Origin of the sequence: Pseudomonas sp. AM4(2022), from assembly GCF_036346515.1 — a bacterium.
In the GTDB taxonomy this organism is placed as follows: Bacteria; Pseudomonadota; Gammaproteobacteria; order Pseudomonadales; family Pseudomonadaceae; genus Aquipseudomonas; species Aquipseudomonas paracarnis.
Genome location: NZ_JAOTNW010000004.1, coordinates 142,274 through 158,891, shown reverse-complemented (window position 1 = coordinate 158,891; position 16,618 = coordinate 142,274). Strand labels below are relative to the sequence as shown.

Below are 16,618 nucleotides of genomic sequence, written 5' to 3'. Positions count from 1 at the left end.
TCTGCCGATTCTTCCTAAGCCAGGCTTTTCGCAGAATCGGCCATCAATAAACAAAACAACGATGAGGCAATCCCGTGGACAAGATTTTCCACCAACCACTGGGCGGCAACGAAATGCCGCGCTTCGCCGGCATCGCCACCATGATGCGTCTTCCCCACCTGCAAACCGCCAAGGGCCTGGACGCCGCCTTTATCGGCGTGCCCCTGGATATCGGCACCTCGCTGCGCGCCGGTACACGCTTTGGCCCACGGGAAATCCGCGCCGAGTCGGTGATGATCCGCCCCTATAACATGGCCACCGGCGCTGCCCCCTTCGACTCATTGTCGGTGGCCGATATCGGCGACGTGGCGATCAATACCTTCAACCTGCTCGACGCGGTGCGCATCATCGAAGAGGCCTACGACGAGATCCTCGAGCACGACGTCATCCCCCTGACCCTGGGCGGCGACCACACCATCACCCTGCCGATCCTGCGGGCGATCCACAAAAAACATGGCAAGGTCGGGCTGGTGCACATCGATGCCCACGCCGACGTCAACGACCATATGTTCGGCGAGAAAATTGCCCACGGCACCACCTTCCGCCGCGCCGTGGAAGAAGGCTTGCTCGATTGCGACCGCGTGGTGCAGATCGGCCTGCGCGCCCAGGGTTATACCGCCGAAGACTTCAACTGGAGCCGCAAGCAAGGCTTCCGTGTGGTCCAGGCCGAAGAATGCTGGCATCACTCCCTCGCGCCGCTGATGGCCGAAGTGCGGGAAAAAGTCGGCGACGGCCCGGTGTACCTGAGCTTCGACATCGATGGCATCGACCCCGCCTGGGCGCCCGGCACCGGCACCCCGGAAATTGGCGGGCTGACCACCATCCAGGCCATCGAAATCATCCGTGGCTGCCAGGGCCTCGATCTGATTGGTTGCGACCTGGTAGAAGTTTCGCCGCCTTACGACACCACCGGCAATACCTCGTTGCTGGGCGCCAACTTGCTGTACGAAATGCTCTGCGTATTGCCTGGCGTCGCGCATCGCTGATAAGGGCGAACGCGCTGAGAACGAAAAAAACCGCGTCTTCACACTCACAACCAAGGGGGTCGCACAGATCCCCGACAACGATGTACCTGACCTTCGCTCGCGTGTTTACCGAGCCAACTGCCGCCTGATCGCCCATAAAAAATATAATCGGAGAACCGCCGTCATGGCTTTGGATTTATTCGTCGTACTCATCTACGCCGCCGGCATGCTGGTGCTCGGCTACTACGGCATGCGTCGCGCCAAAACCCACGAAGACTACCTGGTCGCCGGCCGCAACCTCGGCCCATCGCTGTACATGGGCACCATGGCTGCCACGGTGCTGGGCGGTGCCTCCACCGTCGGCACCGTGCGCCTGGGGTATGTGCATGGTATTTCGGGTTTCTGGCTGTGCGCCGCACTCGGCGCGGGCATCATTGCCCTGAACCTGTTCTTGGCCAAGCCCCTGTTGAAGCTGAAAATCTTCACCGTCACCCAGGTCCTGGAAAAACGCTACAACCCCATGGCCCGCCAGGCCAGCGCGGTGATCATGCTGGCCTACGCGCTAATGATCGGCGTGACCTCGATTCTGGCCATCGGCACCGTGCTGCAAGTGCTGTTCGACCTGCCGTTCTGGTTGTCGGTACTGGTGGGCGGCGGCGTGGTGGTGGTGTATTCGACCATCGGTGGCATGTGGTCGCTGACCCTCACCGACATTGTGCAATTCGTGATCAAGACCGTCGGCCTGATGTTCATCCTGTTACCGATCTGCCTGTACCGCGTCGGTGGCTGGGATGAGCTGGTGGCTAAGCTGCCGGCGTCGAACTTCAGCTTTACCGCAATCGGCTGGGACACGATCATCACCTACTTCATGATCTACTTCTTCGGCATCCTGATCGGTCAGGATATCTGGCAACGAGTGTTCACTGCCCGAGATGAAAAGGTCGCCCAGTACGCGGGCACTTTCGCCGGTTTCTATTGCATCCTGTACGGCTTGGCCTGTGCGCTGATCGGCATGGCTGCCCATGTGCTGATCCCGGACCTGGACAACGTCAACAATGCCTTCGCCGCGATCGTCAAAGCCTCGCTGCCGGACGGCATTCGCGGCCTGGTCATCGCGGCCGCGCTGGCCGCCATGATGTCCACCGCCAGCGCCGGCCTGCTCGCCGCCTCCACCGTGTTGACCGAAGACCTGCTGCCCCGCCTGCGCGGCGGCAAGGCGTCGAGCCTGCGCATCAATCGCCTGTTTACCCTGTTGACCGGCATTGCCGTGCTGGGTATCGCCTTGGTGGTGAACGATGTGATCAGCGCCCTGACCCTGGCCTATAACCTGTTGGTGGGCGGTATGTTGGTGCCCTTGATCGGCGCGATCTTCTGGAAGCGCGCGACGACCTCGGGCGCAATCACGTCCATGAGCCTGGGCTTCGTGACCGCGCTGGTGTTTATGTTCAAGGATGGGTTGGATGCAAACACGCCGATCTACTACAGCCTGGCGGTGGCGCTGGTGAGCTTTGTGCTGGTGAGTTTGCTGTCGCGTCGCCCCGACAAAGTGGCGGCTGCGGTGGTTTGAGCTATAACAGGGACGGGGATATTTTCTTCAGCGGGCGCGACGTCGGAGGTCGCGCCCGTTTTTTTGCCTGGTGAAAAACAACTGTGGGAGCGGGCTTGCTCGCGAAAGCGGTGTGTCATTCAACCTTTTCGTTGCCTGACACACCGCTTTCGCGAGCAAGTCGAATCGTCGCACCGCCGCTCCCACATTTTTTAGACCGCGTGATTAGCGGCGACGTGGCCGACGCTGCTCGTCATCCGTGCGGATCGGCACTGGTTGCAGCGGAGGCTCGATCAAGCCCAACGCAACGCCAAGGTCGTGGAGCCAGTTTTGGATTTTCTCTTTCATGATTGCCCCCTTTGAGGGTAGTGCTGGCCGGCGTGAGTTCTGTCGCCGTTTCCTACAGTGATAGTAGCCCTAAGTCCTAGGTAATGCTTGAAGGAAACCACAACGAACTATTACTAAATTGATCCAAATCCTGACGGATCGTTCAAGCAATCGCGCGCGTGTCTTGCACGCATCGTGGGTTGCCGTCTTGCTGCAGGTCGATCCATGCATTGAGATTAGCGCCGAGCATACCCTTTCGCCACATCAGCCAGGTGGTCGCAGTGGCAAAAGGCCCGGTCAGCGGATGAACGGACACGCTGTCCTTGCCGGGCAGGCTTTCGAGCATGGACTCAGACATCAACGCCACCCCCGAACCGGCAATCACACAGGCGAGCATGCCTTGGTAGGACTCGATCTCGATCGCCCGCCCCATCGCCACACGCTCATGGGAAAACCAGGTTTCCAGGCGCGTGCGGTAGGCGCAACTGCGCCGAAACGTGAACACCGCACGGCCCGTCACATCCTGGGGGCCACGCACCGGCGGGTGATCGGCCTCGCAAATCAGCACCAGGCGCTCTTCGCACAGCGGTACGCCATCCAGGGTGGCGATGGTCAGCGGGCCGTCGACGAAGGCTGCGTCCAGGCGCCCGGTGATCAGCCCTTCCAGCAACTCCCCACTGGGCGCCGACTGCACCTGAAGGTTCACCATGGGGTAAGTCTTGTGATAGCGCGCCAGCAGCTTCGGCAAATGAACCGCGGCGGTGCTGTACATGCTGCCCAAGACGAAATCACCGGCCGGCTGCCCGCCTTGTACGGCGCCGTGGGCTTCGTCGTGCAGCGCCAGCAGGCGGGTGCTGTAGTCCAGCAGTACCTTGCCTGCCGGAGAAAGCTGCAAGCGTTGGCGCTCGCGCACGAACAGATCGACGCCCAGTTGCTCTTCCATTTGTTTAAGCCGGGTCGACAGGTTTGAGGGCACGCGGTGCAGGCGCTCAGCGGCGCGGGTGATGGAGCCCTCTTCCGCCACGGCCTGGAAAATGCGCAATTGACTGAACTCCATTACTTTCTCCAAAACTGAACAAGTTACTCACTATTATTCAATTTTACAGAAAGTCAATCCGTCTTAGCCTGCAAGGCATTCGCTTCTTTGCAGGAAACCTGAACATGTCCCCGCTGATTCGCTTACTCGCCAGCTTCGTCGCCCTGATGATGGCCATGGGCATTGGCCGCTTCGCCCTGACTCCGCAAATGCCGCATTTGCTCAGTGAAGGCCAGATCAACCTGACCGGCGCCGGCCTGATCGCAGCCGCCAATTACCTGGGCTATTTTGTCGGCGCGGTGGACTCGATCTTTGCCCGCAGCCATCAGCATGTGCGCGGGCGCCTATACGGCGGGCTGTGGTTGTGCGTATTGCTGACCCTGGCGTCCTACTGGGCCCACGGGTTCTGGCCGCATGTGCTGCTGCGCTTCGGCACCGGGGTCGCCAGTGCGTGGGCTCTGGTGATGATTACCAGCCTGAGCCAACCACTGGCGATTGCCGCCGGTCGTCCACGCCTGGGTGCGCTGGTGTTTGCAGGGCCGGGGTTGGGGATTGTGTTGACGGGGCTGCTGGCGCTGGTGTCGAACCTATCGGGGCAAAGCTCTGCCACGCTGTGGTTGCTCTACGGGGCGGTGGCGCTGGTGATGTTGTTGGCGATCCTACCGTTTCTACCCAAGCCGGCCCTGAAGGTTACACAGGCCACCAGCGCGGGAAACAACGGCAGTATCGCGCACCTATGCTGGATTTATTTCCTGTATGGCCTGGGCTATATCATCCCGGCGACTTTTCTGTCGCAGATGGCCAGCGCTCAATTCCACGGGGCCTGGCAGGCCGACTTGTTCTGGCCCTGCTTTGGCCTGGCGGCCGCGCTGGGAGTGGGGGTTGCAAGCCTGCGCCGCAAGCACCCGAACACCACCCGTCGCTGGCTGATGGCGACTTTATGGCTGCAAGCGGCCGGGGTATTTGCCTGCCTGCTTGGCAATGGCTGGGGCTTGGCGCTGGGCGTGTTGCTGTGCGGTGCGCCCTTTCTGGCCTGCATGCAGTTGGTGATGGCGCGATTACGGGAGGTCGCGCCCCATGGCTACCAACGCAGCACGGGGTTACTGACCGCCAGCTTCGCCGTCGGCCAATTGAGCGGGCCACTGTTGGCGTCGGTCAGCAGCCACCTCAGTGGCAGCCTGCAACCGGCGTTGGTCGTTGCCGGTACCGGGTTGTTATTAGCCGGTTCAGTACTGATCAGCCGCCCTCTACCGGCGCAGCCGATTTGCACACAAGTGGCCAACGGTGCAGCTAATCGCTGTTAGGCACGTGCCCCACGCCATGTCCATCAGCGCCAACCCAGCGGACCAGCCTTGAAGCGTGGCCCAGTTGCTCAGGTCATAGGTGCCATAGGCCACCAGGCCAAGCAAGGCGCCCAAACGCGCAGCGCGCTGCCAACTGGCGCTGGGCAAGACCACCAACACTACGCAGCCAAGGACATACAGGAGATAGAACAATACCGCAGGCAACAGGCGTGGCTGATCAAGCATCAGCGCGCCAAGCAGGGATTTGTAGGTGGAGCCCATGAGCACGCCAAGCCAAAGGCCGTCGAGGACCAGGAAGGCGAGCAAGGTACCGAGGTAGGCGAAGAGCGTTCTCTTGGACATGACACGAGCCTTTGTAGGAGCGAGCTTGTTGTGGCGAGCAAGCTTGCTTGCGCTGGGGTGCGAAGCGCCCCCAAAAGCTCGCGACTGCTGCGCAGTCGAGCGGGAGCAAGCTCCCTCGCCACAACAAGCTCGCTCCTACAGGAGAGCAGCCTGTACTCAGCTTAGTTCAATGCGGTCCGCATGAATCACGATCTGGCCCTGCTTATAAAGCGCACCAATGGCCTTCTTGAAGTTGCCCTTGCTCACCCCGAACAAGTTGCTGATCACCGCCGGGTCGCTTTTGTCGCTGACCGGCAGGCTGCCATTGTTATCGCGCAACTTGGCGAGGATCTTCGAGTTCAGGCTGGAGGCCGCTTCCTGGCCCACCGGCTGCAGGCTCAGGCTGATGTTGCCATCGGCGCGGATCTCTTTGATAAAGCCCTTCTCTTCCTTGCCCGGGCGCAGGAACTTGAACACTTCGTTCTTGTGGATCAGGCCCCAGTGCTTGTTGTTGATGATCGCCTTGAAGCCCATGTCGGTGGCTTCGGCCACCAGCAGGTCGACTTCCTGACCCACCTGATAGTTCGCCGGCGTTTTGTCCAGATAACGGTCAAGGCGAGCGGTGGCGGTGATGCGCTTGGTGTGCTTGTCGAGGTAAACGTGCACCACGCAGTATTCGCCCGCGGTCAGCTGGCGTTTTTCTTCCGAGTACGGCAGCAGCAGGTCCTTGGGCAAACCCCAGTCAAGGAACACGCCGATACTGTTGACTTCCACAACTTTCAAACTGGCAAATTCACCGACTTGAACTTTGGGCTTTTCGGTGGTGGCGATAAGTTTGTCATCGCTGTCCAGATAAATGAAAACGTTGAGCCAGTCTTCATCTTCACTGGGAATATCTTTAGGGATATACCGATTAGGCAAGAGGATTTCCCCCTCTTGCGCACCATCGAGGTACAAACCAAAGTTAGTGTGCTTGACTACTTGCAAGCTGTTGTAGCGCCCGACTAAAGCCATTTCCAATACCCTCATTGCGTGGGCGGCATTCTACCCGAGTTGTGCCCTGCACGCGCACACGCCTGAAAAATCGCGGGCTGGTATGGCGTTCCAGTGGCACCGCCCCACTCGTCTGATCGTTCGGTTCACTTTGAGCAGGCCATCAGCGTGCCCACCAGCCTGTGGTTTCCAGCTAAAACAGTAAGTTAGCGCTTTATTTCAGCGCTGAACTTCGGTTATTTCCAGCGCTGCGTCTTATTTCTGAGGGATATTTGCCAAGCAATTGTCAAGTATTTCCTGTACGATGCCTGGCCAAGTTAATTTTCTACAGGTTAGTGGCCGCCATGCGTGTAAAAGCATCCAACAGCAAAGCAAAGCCAGCTCCCGCCGTTGAAACCAGCGAATCGATCAACAGCCAGATCGCTGCGTTCCTCAAGTCCGGCGGCGAAATCCAGCAAATTGCCAAGGGCGTGAGCGGCCAGACTTTCGGCCCATCCAAGCAGATCAGCCTGGGCAAGAAGTAATAGTCATACCCGCGCACTGCATCTGGTCCCTAAGCGTCTTGCCTTCGAGGCGCTAGGACTAGAGTTGCCACCCCCTCCCGATACATTCAATACGCAGCTAATCGACGAACGGGCCTCAACGCCTGGCATTCGCCGGTATCCTTGCACACGTCTAGCACGGGCATCCGCCTGAATCTTTCCGTTACTGCTCCTCGCTTTTCATGGAGTGAAGCATGCTTAAACGCTGTATTTTCGTGGTCAGCATCCTGGTCGCCAGCCCTTTGGCCCAAGCGCATATCTTCCAGCGTGAACTGGGTGACTTCGACCTGAAATTAGGCACCACCCCCAGCCGCACCATGGCCCAGGGCCTGGTCAAGCCGACCGCCCCTGGCAGCGACTCGTTCCACGGTGGCCTGGACCTTACCCACGACAGCGGCCTGTATTTCGGCCAGTTTTCCCCGAACATGGGCCTGTCGTCGGCCAATAACCTTGAAGTCGACTCCTACATGGGCTTCAAGCGTCCGTTCGACCAGACCCTGGGCTACGAAGTCGGCTTGATCCATTACAGCTACCCCAAGGTCAGCCCCCTCGACAGCCAGGAGTTCTACGGCGGGCTGAACCTGTTGGGCAACCGCTTTGGCGTGTCTTTCAGCAACGACCCCGACCGCCAGGACAGCACCCTGTTTGCCGACCTGGGCGGCACCCAGCCTTTCGGCATCGGTGTCAGCATGAAGTACACCACCCATCAACTGGGCACGCCGGTCTCGGTAGAGAACGGCGCCATCAGCAGTTTCAGCGATTGGTCGGTGCAGTTTTCCCGGGCCTGGAAAGGCATTGACCTGGACCTGATCTACAGCGGCTCCAGCCTCAGCGGCAGTGACTGCTCGGCCTACTCCGGACACAACTCGCAATGTGATGGGCTGTTGACCTTGAAGGCCGCGCGGTCGTTTTATTGATGGGCTGAACTGTCGCACCCCGCGCAGGTTCACATACATTAACGCCCTCCATGCAAGGACCTGCCCATGTTGCGCCGGCTCAAACTCCTGATGGTACTGCTGACCCTGAGCCTGGTGCTCGCCGGCTGCAATCGCGTGGGCCTGGCCTACCGTAACCTCGACGTGATCATCCCATGGACCCTCAACGATTACCTGGACATGCATGCCGGGCAGAAGAGCTGGTTCAACGACACTCTCAAGGAGCACCTGGCCTGGCACTGCACCACGCAATTGCCTGGCTACCTGGACTGGCTCGACCGCCTGCAGCAGATGGTCGACAGCAACCAGGTCACCGACGCCGCGTTGCAAACCCGTACTGTCGAGGCCAAACAGGCAATTGCCGAGATTGCGCGGGAAATCACCCCCTCAGCCGTGCAATTGCTGCAAGGCCTGGACGATCAGCAGGTCAAGGACATGAGCGACGCCCTGGCCAAGGACCTGCGCAAACGCCAGGACGAATACCTCAAGCCGCCGCTGGCCCAGCAAATCAAGGAACGCGCCGAACGCATGAGCAAGCGACTGGACGCCTGGATCGGCCCATTGAGCCCCGGCCAGCAAAACCGCGTGACGGCCTGGTCTGCCGAGTTGGGCGCGCAAAACCAAGCGTGGATCGGCAACCGCGCCCATTGGCAGGCGCAATTTATCGAGGCGCTGCAACAACGCCACACTGCCGATTTCCCGCAAAAAATCCAACAACTGCTGGTGGATCGCGAAAGCCTGTGGACCCCGCAATACCGCGCCGCCTACGCACAGACCGAAGCCGCCGCGCGCAGCTTGCTCGTCGACGTGATGGCCCAAAGCTCCCCAGCGCAGCGCCTGAAACTTACCCAGAAAATCGACAAGGTCCGCAGCGACTTCCAGGCGCTCAAATGCCTGAAAAGCGCGCAGTCTTAGTCTGGCGCCAAGGTGCCCAGCCAGGCCACCAAGCCAAGGATGAGCACCACCGCACCAAACTCCATAACCATGCTGCGCCGTAACGCACGGATCGCCACGCTATAGTCGCCCGCCGCGATAGATCGATGTAGAAGCGGCGTCAGATGAAAGCGATTGAGGGCCGCCAAGGCCAGCATCAGGCCAAACAACCCCAGCTTCAGGCAAAGCAGCACCGCGTAGACTCCACCGGTGATGCCCCCCAGGTTTGGTCCGACGACGAACAGATAATTGGCCACACCCGTGCCGGCCAGCACCAAGACAAATCCCGCGCCCATATGCTCGAAACCCGCCAACGCCCTGGCGAGAACCTGGATCCGATCGCCCCGTGGCAACGACGCAGGCATCAGCAGCAGACCAAATGCCGCCAGCGCCCCCACCCAACCTGCCGCCGCCAACAGGTGTGCACTGTCGCTGACGATGTGCCACACGCCTTGCACGCCTTCGTGCATCACGCCGTGCCCTGTCCACACCAGGGTGACCAACGCCACGCCAGCCGACAGCGTGGCCAGCGCCAGGTGAGTGCTCAGTGTCGCCAGGACCAGCGCCGCGACACGCACCCACCACGTCAGCCCCAGGTCAGTCTGCCACAGCATCATCTGTACATGCGGCCACAGCGCCTGCCAATCCGTGGCTCCGCTCATGGATTGGGTCATGACCAATAGCGACGCCACCGAAAACACCAGCCCCAAGCCGCCCGTCAATCCCATCCATGCCCTTAGATTGAGCCGTCTGCGTTGCTCAGCGTGCAGACCATAAAGGCCGAACAGCCCCAGTCCAAATAGCATCATCAGGTCGAGATAGAGCGCGAAGCGCAATGCGATGGGGATCAGCTCACTCATGGCTGCACGCTGAACACCACATTACCCGTGATCGGATGCGTATCAGACGACACGGCACGCCAATCCACCCGATAGCTGCCGGTGGTGAGTGCGGAGACCGGCTTGATCAACATCACCTTGGGGTCGCTGCTCGCCGACACGGCGGCCTTCACCGGCATCGGAGAATCGGGCATGCCCGGCATGTCGGTCATGGTCAGCTTGGCCCCGGAAAACTGAGTCAACAGATTTTCCGAGAAGTGCAATTCAATGACTGCAGGCGCAGCGCCCTGTGCACCTGTCGCCGGAAGCGACGACAGCAGCTTTGGATGGGCCGAAGCTGGAAGGCTAAGACTTAAGCCTACCCACAGCGCAGCACCCAGCAGCATGGTGTTCAACATAGACATGCAAGACTCCAGGCCGCGCGAGGCGGCGAATGATAAAAAAGGGAAACCTTTCAGAACCACAACCGCACGCCGACCACCCAGCGCAGTTGATGGATGTCTTCGCCCTCGTCCCGTGCGTATTGCGCGGTCTGGCCATAAGCCCGGTTCCAGCTGACCCCAACATAGGGCGCAAACTCGCGGCGAACTTCGTAGCGCAAACGCAGGCCCAGTTCACTTTTTGCCAAGCCCGAACCAACGCCGCGTTGCGGATCGTTCTGCGCATAAAAATTGAGTTCTGCGGTGGGCTGCAGGATCAGGCGATTGGTGAGCAGAATGTCGTAGTCACCCTCAAGGCGTGCGGCGGTATGCCCCGATTCGCCGACAAACAACGTGGCTTCGGCCTCGAAGTTGTAGAGCGCCATGCCTTGTAGGCCAAAGGCCGCCCAGGTCTGGCTGGCACCAGGCTTGAAGTCCTGGCGCACGCCGCCGATCACATCCCACCACGGGCTGATTGCGTGCCCCCATAACGCTTGGGCTTCGGCGCTTTCAGTGCGGCCCGCGCTGCGTTCGCCTTCACTGCGTAGCCACAACCGGTCGATGTCACCGCCGACCCAACCCTTGATGTCCCAACTCTGCGTGTTGCCGTCGCCGCCCTGCCATTCCAACTGGTTGATCAGCAGCATCGAGTTGACGCTGCTGTCGTGCACCTGATGCCCTCCCGGCGCGTTGTAGACCGCTGCACGGTCTGCGTCGGTGAGCGCCGGAATCGGCGTACGGCTTTGCGTCAGCGCCGGCGTCGCCGGGCTCATGCCCTGAAATTCATCCTCGGCCGCCAACGTCCATGGGGCGAACCCCAGCGTGGCGAAAGCGATGCAAAGGGACGAGACGCAACGGTTCATGCTCGCTTCCTTATTCATGCACGCGCACCTCACGGAACATGCCCATTTCCATGTGGTACAGCAGGTGGCAGTGATAGGCCCAGCGCCCCAAGGCATCGGCGGTGACGCGGTAACTGCGCCGGGAGCCCGGTGGCATGTCGATGGTGTGTTTGCGCACCTGGAACTGGCCGTTTTCGTCCTCCAGGTCGCTCCATAATCCATGCAGGTGAATCGGATGGGCCATCATGGTGTCGTTGACCAACACCACCCGCACGCGCTCGCCATAGGTCAGTTGCAGAGGCTCGGCATCGGAAAACTTCACGCCGTTGAACGACCAGGCGAACTTTTCCATATGCCCGGTGAGATGCAATTCGACGGTGCGCGAGGGGTCGCGGCCATCGGGGTCTTCGAAGGTACTGCGCAGGTCGGCATAGGTGAGCACCCGGCGGCCATTGTTGCGCAGGCCGATTCCAGGGTCGTCCAGCTTGGGCACCGGGCTCATCGCCTGCATGTCTACCAGCGGGTTGTTCTGCTCGCTGGCGGGGTGTTTCTGCATCGCCATCGCGCCCATGGCGCTGTGATCCATGCCTTCCATGCCCGGCATATCGGCCATGGCGCCGTGGTCCATGCCGCCCATACCCATGTCCTCCATGGTCAGCCACGGGCGCGGATCAAGCGGCGGTACCAAGGCCGTCGCCCCCACCTGCCGGGCGAGGGTGCCACGGGCATAGCCTGTGCGGTCCATGGACTGGGCAAACAGGGTGTAAGCGTCTGCCACGGGCTCGACCAGCACATCGTAGGTTTCCGCCACGGCGATACGGAACTCGTCGACGCTTACCGGCTTCACCGGCTGACCATCCGCGGCGATGACGGTCATCTTCAACCCGGGAATGCGCACATCAAAATAGGTCATCGCCGAACCATTGATAAAACGCAGGCGAATCGTTTCCCCCGCCTTGAACACCCCGCTCCAGTTTTGCCCAGGCGGCTGGCCGTTGAGCAAGTAGGTGTAGGTCTCGCCACTGACGTCTGCAAGGTCGGTGGGGTTCATCTTCATTTGCGCCCACATCAGCCGGTCGGCAGCCGTGGCCGACCAGCCTTGTTTGCCCACATCCCGGATAAAATCGCCCAGGGTGGGTTTGTGCAGGTTGTAGTAATCGGACTGCTTCTTGAGGGTCTTCATCAGGGCGATGGGGTCTTCATCGGTCCAGTCCGACAGCATCACCACGTAATCGCGCTGGTAGGTATACGGCTCGGGGTCCTTGGGGTCGATGACCAGCGGGCCGTACACGCCCTGCTGCTCCTGAAGCCCGGAATGGCTGTGGTACCAGTAGGTGCCGTGCTGCTTGACCTTGAACTGGTAAACGTAAAGGCCGCCCGGTTCGATGCCCTTGAAGCTCAGGCCGGGCACGCCGTCCATGGTCGATGGCAACAGAATGCCGTGCCAGTGGATCGAGGTGGGCTCGCCAAGGCGGTTTTTCACGCGCAGGGTCACGGTGTCGCCCTCCCGCCAGCGTAACAGCGGGCCGGGCAGGCTGCCGTTGACGGTCAACGCGGTGCGCGGTTGGCCTGTCAGGTTGACGGGGGTCTGGTCAATAAACAGGTCAAACTCGCTGCCGGCGAGCACCGTGGGCTGGCCGGGGCTGGTCAGTGCCCACACAGGCGGGCGCCAAAGCCCGAGCCCGCCCAGCAGGCCGCCTGCGGCCAGGCCTTTGACGAATGTGCGTCTGGAGGTTGTGGAGTGCATGCCGATTCAAGTCCGTGAGTTGAATGGCAGCAGATTAGGAGTCGCCGGCTGTCAGCAACCTTAGCGGCAGATTACCGATTCGACAGGTTCACCCGGCACCCTCAGGGGCGCCGGGGCATAACAGGATCAGGCGATCTGGGCTTTGGAGGCCACTTCAGCGAACGTTGCCGGATCAAGCGCATCCGCTTGTTCATCCAACACCTGACGCGGATGATCATTGCCCGGAATCGAGCTGTCGATCAGCGCCAGCAATTGCGCACCCAGCGCCGTCAGAATGAAATTCTCGCCATTGCCGCCCTCTTCTTCTGGCCGCGATTCAATAAAGCCACGCTTGAACAGCAGCGCCTCGTAATCGGCAGCGGTCTTCTTCAGTGCGTCCAGGTTGCCAGTGGCCTCGCCGGCCGTCGCCTTCTCGGCCGCTTCCTGCTCGGCGTATTTGCGCGGCGCAAAGCTGCCCTCGCCGTTCTGCACTTCATGCAGCAGACGTTCGATCAGATCCCAATTGTAAGTCGTCATCCTGATTCCTCCTGCAGGCCGATGGAGTTAGCCCGTCTAAGGGAGTGACATGTCCTGGCACTGGCCGTTCAACTGAACAGACGGGCGTCATTTCTCTGAACTTTCCAGAGGTTCGCCACCTCAACTGCACATCACTGCCAAGGAAGTCCGACCATGAAAACCTTGATGAAGCTGACTCTCGCCGCCACGCTGTTAAGCGCCCTGCCCGCCTGGGCCTGCACGCCCGAGGAGGCAACGGCCAAGCGTGAAGCGCTGGCCAAGGAAGTGACCAAGCTCACAGAACAGAACCCGACCAAGGCCAAGCAGATAAATGCCGAGCTGCAGAAGATGGACCTGGATACCGAAAGCGCCGAGTTTCCCGACAAGTGCCAGTTGATCGATGCGCGGCTCAAGGAGCTCAAGGAAGCGGCCGCCAAAACCAACAACTGATGGCGAAAAAAAACCGGACATCGTCCGGTTTTTTTATGCCCGCCTGCTTATTCGGCAGCCGGTGCTTCTGGCTTGCGGCGCTTGAGCGGCGCCATGCCGTCCTTGCTGACGAGCGACAGGTTGTCGGTCTTCGGCCGGTTGGCGATCTTGCGCTTGGTCGGTGACTTGGCGCCGGTTTTCTTCTTGTCGCCCTTGGCGTCGGTCTTTTTCTTCTTCACGCCAACGGCCTTGCCCGACGCCTTGACCTTCTTCGGCCCGGTGTAAGTGCCTTTGACTTCCTTGATGGTGCGGCGCTCGAACGACTGCTTGAGGTAGCGTTCGATGCTCGACATCAGGTTCCAGTCGCCGTGGCAGATCAGCGAGATGGCCAGGCCATCGTTGCCGGCCCGTCCGGTACGGCCGATACGGTGCACGTATTCGTCGCCGCTGCGTGGCATATCGAAGTTGATCACCAGGTCAAGGCCGTCAACGTCCAGGCCACGGGCAGCGACGTCGGTGGCTACCAGGATCTTCACGCCGCCCGCCTTGAGACGGTCGATGGCCAGCTTGCGGTCCTTCTGGTCTTTCTCGCCGTGCAGCACGAACGCCTTGTATTCCTGCGCAACCAGGCGCCCGTAGATACGGTCGGCGGCGGCACGGGTGTTGGTGAACACGATGGCCTTTTGGTAGGTCTCGTTGGCCAGCAACCAGTTGAGGATCTGTTCTTTGTGCACGTTATGGTCAGCGGTGACGATCTGCTGGCGCGTGGTGGCGTTCAGGTCGCTGACGTTGTTGACCTGCAAGTGCTCAGGGTTGTTCAGCACCTTGGCGACCATGTCGCGCAGGGTCGAACCACCGGTGGTGGCGGAGAACAGCATGGTCTGCTGACGGTTGACGCACTCGCCGACCAGACGTTGCACATCATCGGCAAAGCCCATGTCGAGCATGCGGTCGGCTTCGTCGAGCACCAGCACCTCGACTTCCTTGAGGTCGAGGTTGCCAGCGTTGAGCTGCTCGATCATGCGCCCTGGGGTGCCGATCAGGATGTCCGGCACCTTGCGTAGCATCGCGGCCTGGACTTTGAAGTCTTCGCCACCGGTAATGATGCCGGACTTGATGAAGGTGAACTGCGAGAAGCGCTCGACTTCCTTCAGGGTCTGCTGGGCCAGCTCGCGGGTCGGCAGCAGGATCAGGGTCTTGATGCTGACGCGCACTTTGGCCGGGCCAATCAGGCGGTTAAGCACCGGCAGGACGAAAGCGGCAGTCTTGCCGCTGCCGGTTTGCGCCGTCACCCGCAGGTCACGCCCTTGCAGCGCGAGCGGGATGGCCGCTGCTTGCACAGGCGTAGGCTCGACAAATTTAAGCTCGGCCACGGCTTTGAGCAGGCGTTCGTGCAGGGCGAATTGGGAAAACACGGGTGCTACCTCGAAGAAATACAAAATATCAGCTGCATAGGTTACCGGTTTCGGGCGCCCAAACCGAGTTTCTTTACGCGAACGGGGCCAATCAGCTGCTTTTTTGTCAGCGATTTTGTCCAGAGCGTCAACTTTATTGCACTTAAATGCTCTAATCGCCCCGTGTTGTCTTACAGAAGAATCGGTTCACTCATGGATATCAAACAGCTCTGGCTCAACGTCCAAGACCTTTGGGGCGCCCTCGATGAACACCCGGTCCTGCATTCCAGCCTCGGCTTGCTGGTGTTGCTGGTGGTGGCATTGGTGGTGGGACGCGTCGCCCGTTACCTCATCCTGCACGCGGTCAAATTGCTCGGCCGGCAGCCGGCCCTGCACTGGCTGAACGACCTGCGGCATAACAAAGTCTTCCATCGCCTGGCGCAGATGACGCCGTCGCTGGTGGTCCAGTTCGGCCTGTACCTGGTGCCGGACCTGAGCAAGACCGCCATCCTGTTCATCGGCAACGTGGCCCTGGCGATCAGCATCTTGTTCATGGTTTTGGCCATGAGTGCCCTGCTCAACGCGCTGCTGGATATTTACGCACGCACCGAACACGCACGCACCCGTTCGATCAAAGGCTATGTGCAACTGGCGAAAATGGTGCTGTTCGTGTTCGGCGCGATCATCATCGTCGCCACCCTGATCGACCGCTCGCCGCTGTTGCTGCTCTCAGGCCTGGGTGCGATGTCGGCGGTGATTCTGTTGGTGTACAAGGACACCCTGCTGTCGTTCGTCGCCAGTGTGCAATTGACCAGCAACGACATGCTGCGCGTCGGTGACTGGATCGAAATGCCCCAGGTCGGTGCCGATGGCGATGTGGTCGATATTACCCTGCACACGGTGAAGGTGCAGAACTTCGACAAGACCATCGTTTCCATCCCCACCTGGCGCCTGATGTCCGAGTCGTTCAAGAACTGGCGTGGCATGCAGGCCTCCGGTGGGCGCCGTATCAAGCGCAGCCTGTACATCGACGCCAGCGGCGTACGCTTCCTGAACGATGAGGAAGAAGTGCGCATGACCCAGGTGCACTTGCTCAGCGGCTATATCAGCCGCAAACAGGCCGAACTCAAGGCCTGGAACGAGGCCCAGGGCCACAGCGCGCAACTGTCGGCCAACCGTCGGCGCATGACCAACCTCGGCACCTTCCGCGCCTACGCCCTGGCGTACCTGCAAAGCCACCCGGACATCCAGCCGAACATGACCTGCATGGTGCGCCAGATGCAAACCACCGCCCAGGGCGTGCCGCTGGAGATCTACTGCTTTACCCGCACCACGGCGTGGGGCGATTACGAGCGGATCCAGGGGGATATTTTTGATTATCTGTTGGCGGTGTTGCCGGAGTTCGGGCTGAGCCTGTATCAGCAGCCAAGCGGTAATGACCTGCGCGCTGGTGTGCTGCCGGCATTGGCTGGGGCCACGCAGGTACCCGTCGCCGAAACGGCATGAGGTGAT

Annotated in this window: 18 protein-coding genes; 8 read left to right on the top strand and 10 right to left on the bottom strand. The window is 60.5% G+C overall.

The features are described from left to right. The first annotated feature begins 74 nt into the window (after positions 1 to 74). Entirely contained in the window at positions 75 to 1,025 is a 951-nt protein-coding gene (speB, locus tag ODQ19_RS07410; protein ID WP_116667009.1) for an agmatinase, read from the top strand. Positions 1,026 to 1,188: 163 nt separating this feature from the next. Then, positions 1,189 to 2,571 (top strand): sodium:solute symporter, encoded by a 1,383-nt coding sequence (locus ODQ19_RS07405; protein WP_330209699.1) that lies wholly within the window; start codon positions 1,189 to 1,191, stop codon positions 2,569 to 2,571. Between the two features lie 204 nt (positions 2,572 to 2,775). On the opposite strand, the gene ODQ19_RS07400 is transcribed toward ODQ19_RS07405, so the two are convergent. Continuing rightward, positions 2,776 to 2,898 (bottom strand): PA1414 family protein, encoded by a 123-nt coding sequence (locus ODQ19_RS07400; RefSeq protein ID WP_003193089.1) that lies wholly within the window; start codon positions 2,896 to 2,898, stop codon positions 2,776 to 2,778. Positions 2,899 to 3,040: 142 nt separating this feature from the next. Then, complete coding sequence (gene ptrR, locus ODQ19_RS07395) at positions 3,041 to 3,934, bottom strand: putrescine utilization regulator PtrR (RefSeq protein ID WP_330209698.1); 894 nt, start codon at positions 3,932 to 3,934, stop codon at positions 3,041 to 3,043. 104 nt (positions 3,935 to 4,038) lie between these two features. Between ptrR and ODQ19_RS07390 the strand changes: the two genes are divergently transcribed. After that, entirely contained in the window at positions 4,039 to 5,217 is a 1,179-nt protein-coding gene (locus tag ODQ19_RS07390; protein ID WP_330209697.1) for an MFS transporter, read from the top strand. Here the strand turns inward: ODQ19_RS07390 and ODQ19_RS07385 are convergent. Both ODQ19_RS07385 and ODQ19_RS07380 read right to left on the bottom strand, forming a co-directional pair. Beyond that, the gene (locus ODQ19_RS07385) at positions 5,161 to 5,559 is read right to left on the bottom strand and encodes a DUF2177 family protein (RefSeq protein ID WP_330209696.1); all 399 of its coding nucleotides are present in this window, start codon (positions 5,557 to 5,559) and stop codon (positions 5,161 to 5,163) included. The genes ODQ19_RS07390 and ODQ19_RS07385 overlap by 57 nt on opposite strands. 156 nt (positions 5,560 to 5,715) lie before the next feature. Continuing rightward, on the bottom strand, positions 5,716 to 6,552 hold the full coding sequence (locus tag ODQ19_RS07380; RefSeq protein ID WP_116667014.1) for a CvfB family protein: 837 nt from the start codon (positions 6,550 to 6,552) through the stop codon (positions 5,716 to 5,718). A 323-nt stretch (positions 6,553 to 6,875) separates the two neighbouring features. Between ODQ19_RS07380 and ODQ19_RS07375 the strand changes: the two genes are divergently transcribed. The 3 genes from ODQ19_RS07375 (at position 6,876) to ODQ19_RS07365 (ending at position 8,923) form a co-directional block, all read left to right on the top strand. Further along, complete coding sequence (locus tag ODQ19_RS07375) at positions 6,876 to 7,055, top strand: hypothetical protein (protein WP_003193095.1); 180 nt, start codon at positions 6,876 to 6,878, stop codon at positions 7,053 to 7,055. Between the two features lie 212 nt (positions 7,056 to 7,267). Then, complete coding sequence (locus ODQ19_RS07370) at positions 7,268 to 7,990, top strand: TorF family putative porin (RefSeq protein WP_116667015.1); 723 nt, start codon at positions 7,268 to 7,270, stop codon at positions 7,988 to 7,990. Positions 7,991 to 8,056: 66 nt separating this feature from the next. Further along, positions 8,057 to 8,923: a DUF6279 family lipoprotein gene (locus ODQ19_RS07365; RefSeq protein ID WP_330209695.1), complete on the top strand. Its 867-nt coding sequence runs from the start codon at positions 8,057 to 8,059 to the stop codon at positions 8,921 to 8,923. Here the strand turns inward: ODQ19_RS07365 and copD are convergent. The 5 genes from copD to ODQ19_RS07340 all read right to left on the bottom strand — a co-directional run bounded on the left by copD (position 8,920) and on the right by ODQ19_RS07340 (position 13,304). Then, positions 8,920 to 9,801, bottom strand: coding sequence for a copper homeostasis membrane protein CopD (copD, locus tag ODQ19_RS07360; protein WP_330209694.1), 882 nt, complete (start codon positions 9,799 to 9,801; stop codon positions 8,920 to 8,922). The two genes, ODQ19_RS07365 and copD, sit on opposite strands and share 4 nt — an antisense overlap. Next, a complete protein-coding gene (copC, locus tag ODQ19_RS07355) occupies positions 9,798 to 10,184 on the bottom strand; it encodes a copper homeostasis periplasmic binding protein CopC (RefSeq protein ID WP_330209693.1) in 387 nt (128 codons plus the stop codon). Before copC ends, copD begins: the two co-directional genes overlap by 4 nt. Positions 10,185 to 10,234: 50 nt before the next feature. Further along, a complete protein-coding gene (locus tag ODQ19_RS07350; protein ID WP_330209692.1) occupies positions 10,235 to 11,062 on the bottom strand; it encodes a copper resistance protein B in 828 nt (275 codons plus the stop codon). A 10-nt stretch (positions 11,063 to 11,072) separates the two neighbouring features. Beyond that, positions 11,073 to 12,788 (bottom strand): copper resistance system multicopper oxidase, encoded by a 1,716-nt coding sequence (locus tag ODQ19_RS07345; protein ID WP_330209691.1) that lies wholly within the window; start codon positions 12,786 to 12,788, stop codon positions 11,073 to 11,075. A 126-nt stretch (positions 12,789 to 12,914) separates the two neighbouring features. Continuing rightward, positions 12,915 to 13,304: a transcriptional regulator gene (locus ODQ19_RS07340; RefSeq protein WP_116667021.1), complete on the bottom strand. Its 390-nt coding sequence runs from the start codon at positions 13,302 to 13,304 to the stop codon at positions 12,915 to 12,917. A gap of 153 nt (positions 13,305 to 13,457) precedes the next feature. Here ODQ19_RS07340 and ODQ19_RS07335 point away from each other — a divergent pair, with 153 nt between their 5' ends. After that, the gene (locus ODQ19_RS07335) at positions 13,458 to 13,733 is read left to right on the top strand and encodes a hypothetical protein (RefSeq protein ID WP_116667022.1); all 276 of its coding nucleotides are present in this window, start codon (positions 13,458 to 13,460) and stop codon (positions 13,731 to 13,733) included. A 47-nt stretch (positions 13,734 to 13,780) separates the two neighbouring features. Here the strand turns inward: ODQ19_RS07335 and ODQ19_RS07330 are convergent, their stop codons facing one another. Beyond that, entirely contained in the window at positions 13,781 to 15,127 is a 1,347-nt protein-coding gene (locus ODQ19_RS07330) for a DEAD/DEAH box helicase (RefSeq protein WP_003193110.1), read from the bottom strand. A 192-nt stretch (positions 15,128 to 15,319) separates the two neighbouring features. On the opposite strand from ODQ19_RS07330, the gene ODQ19_RS07325 reads away from it, so the two are divergent. Beyond that, the gene (locus tag ODQ19_RS07325) at positions 15,320 to 16,612 is read left to right on the top strand and encodes a mechanosensitive ion channel family protein (protein ID WP_014719419.1); all 1,293 of its coding nucleotides are present in this window, start codon (positions 15,320 to 15,322) and stop codon (positions 16,610 to 16,612) included. Positions 16,613 to 16,618 lie beyond the last annotated feature (6 nt).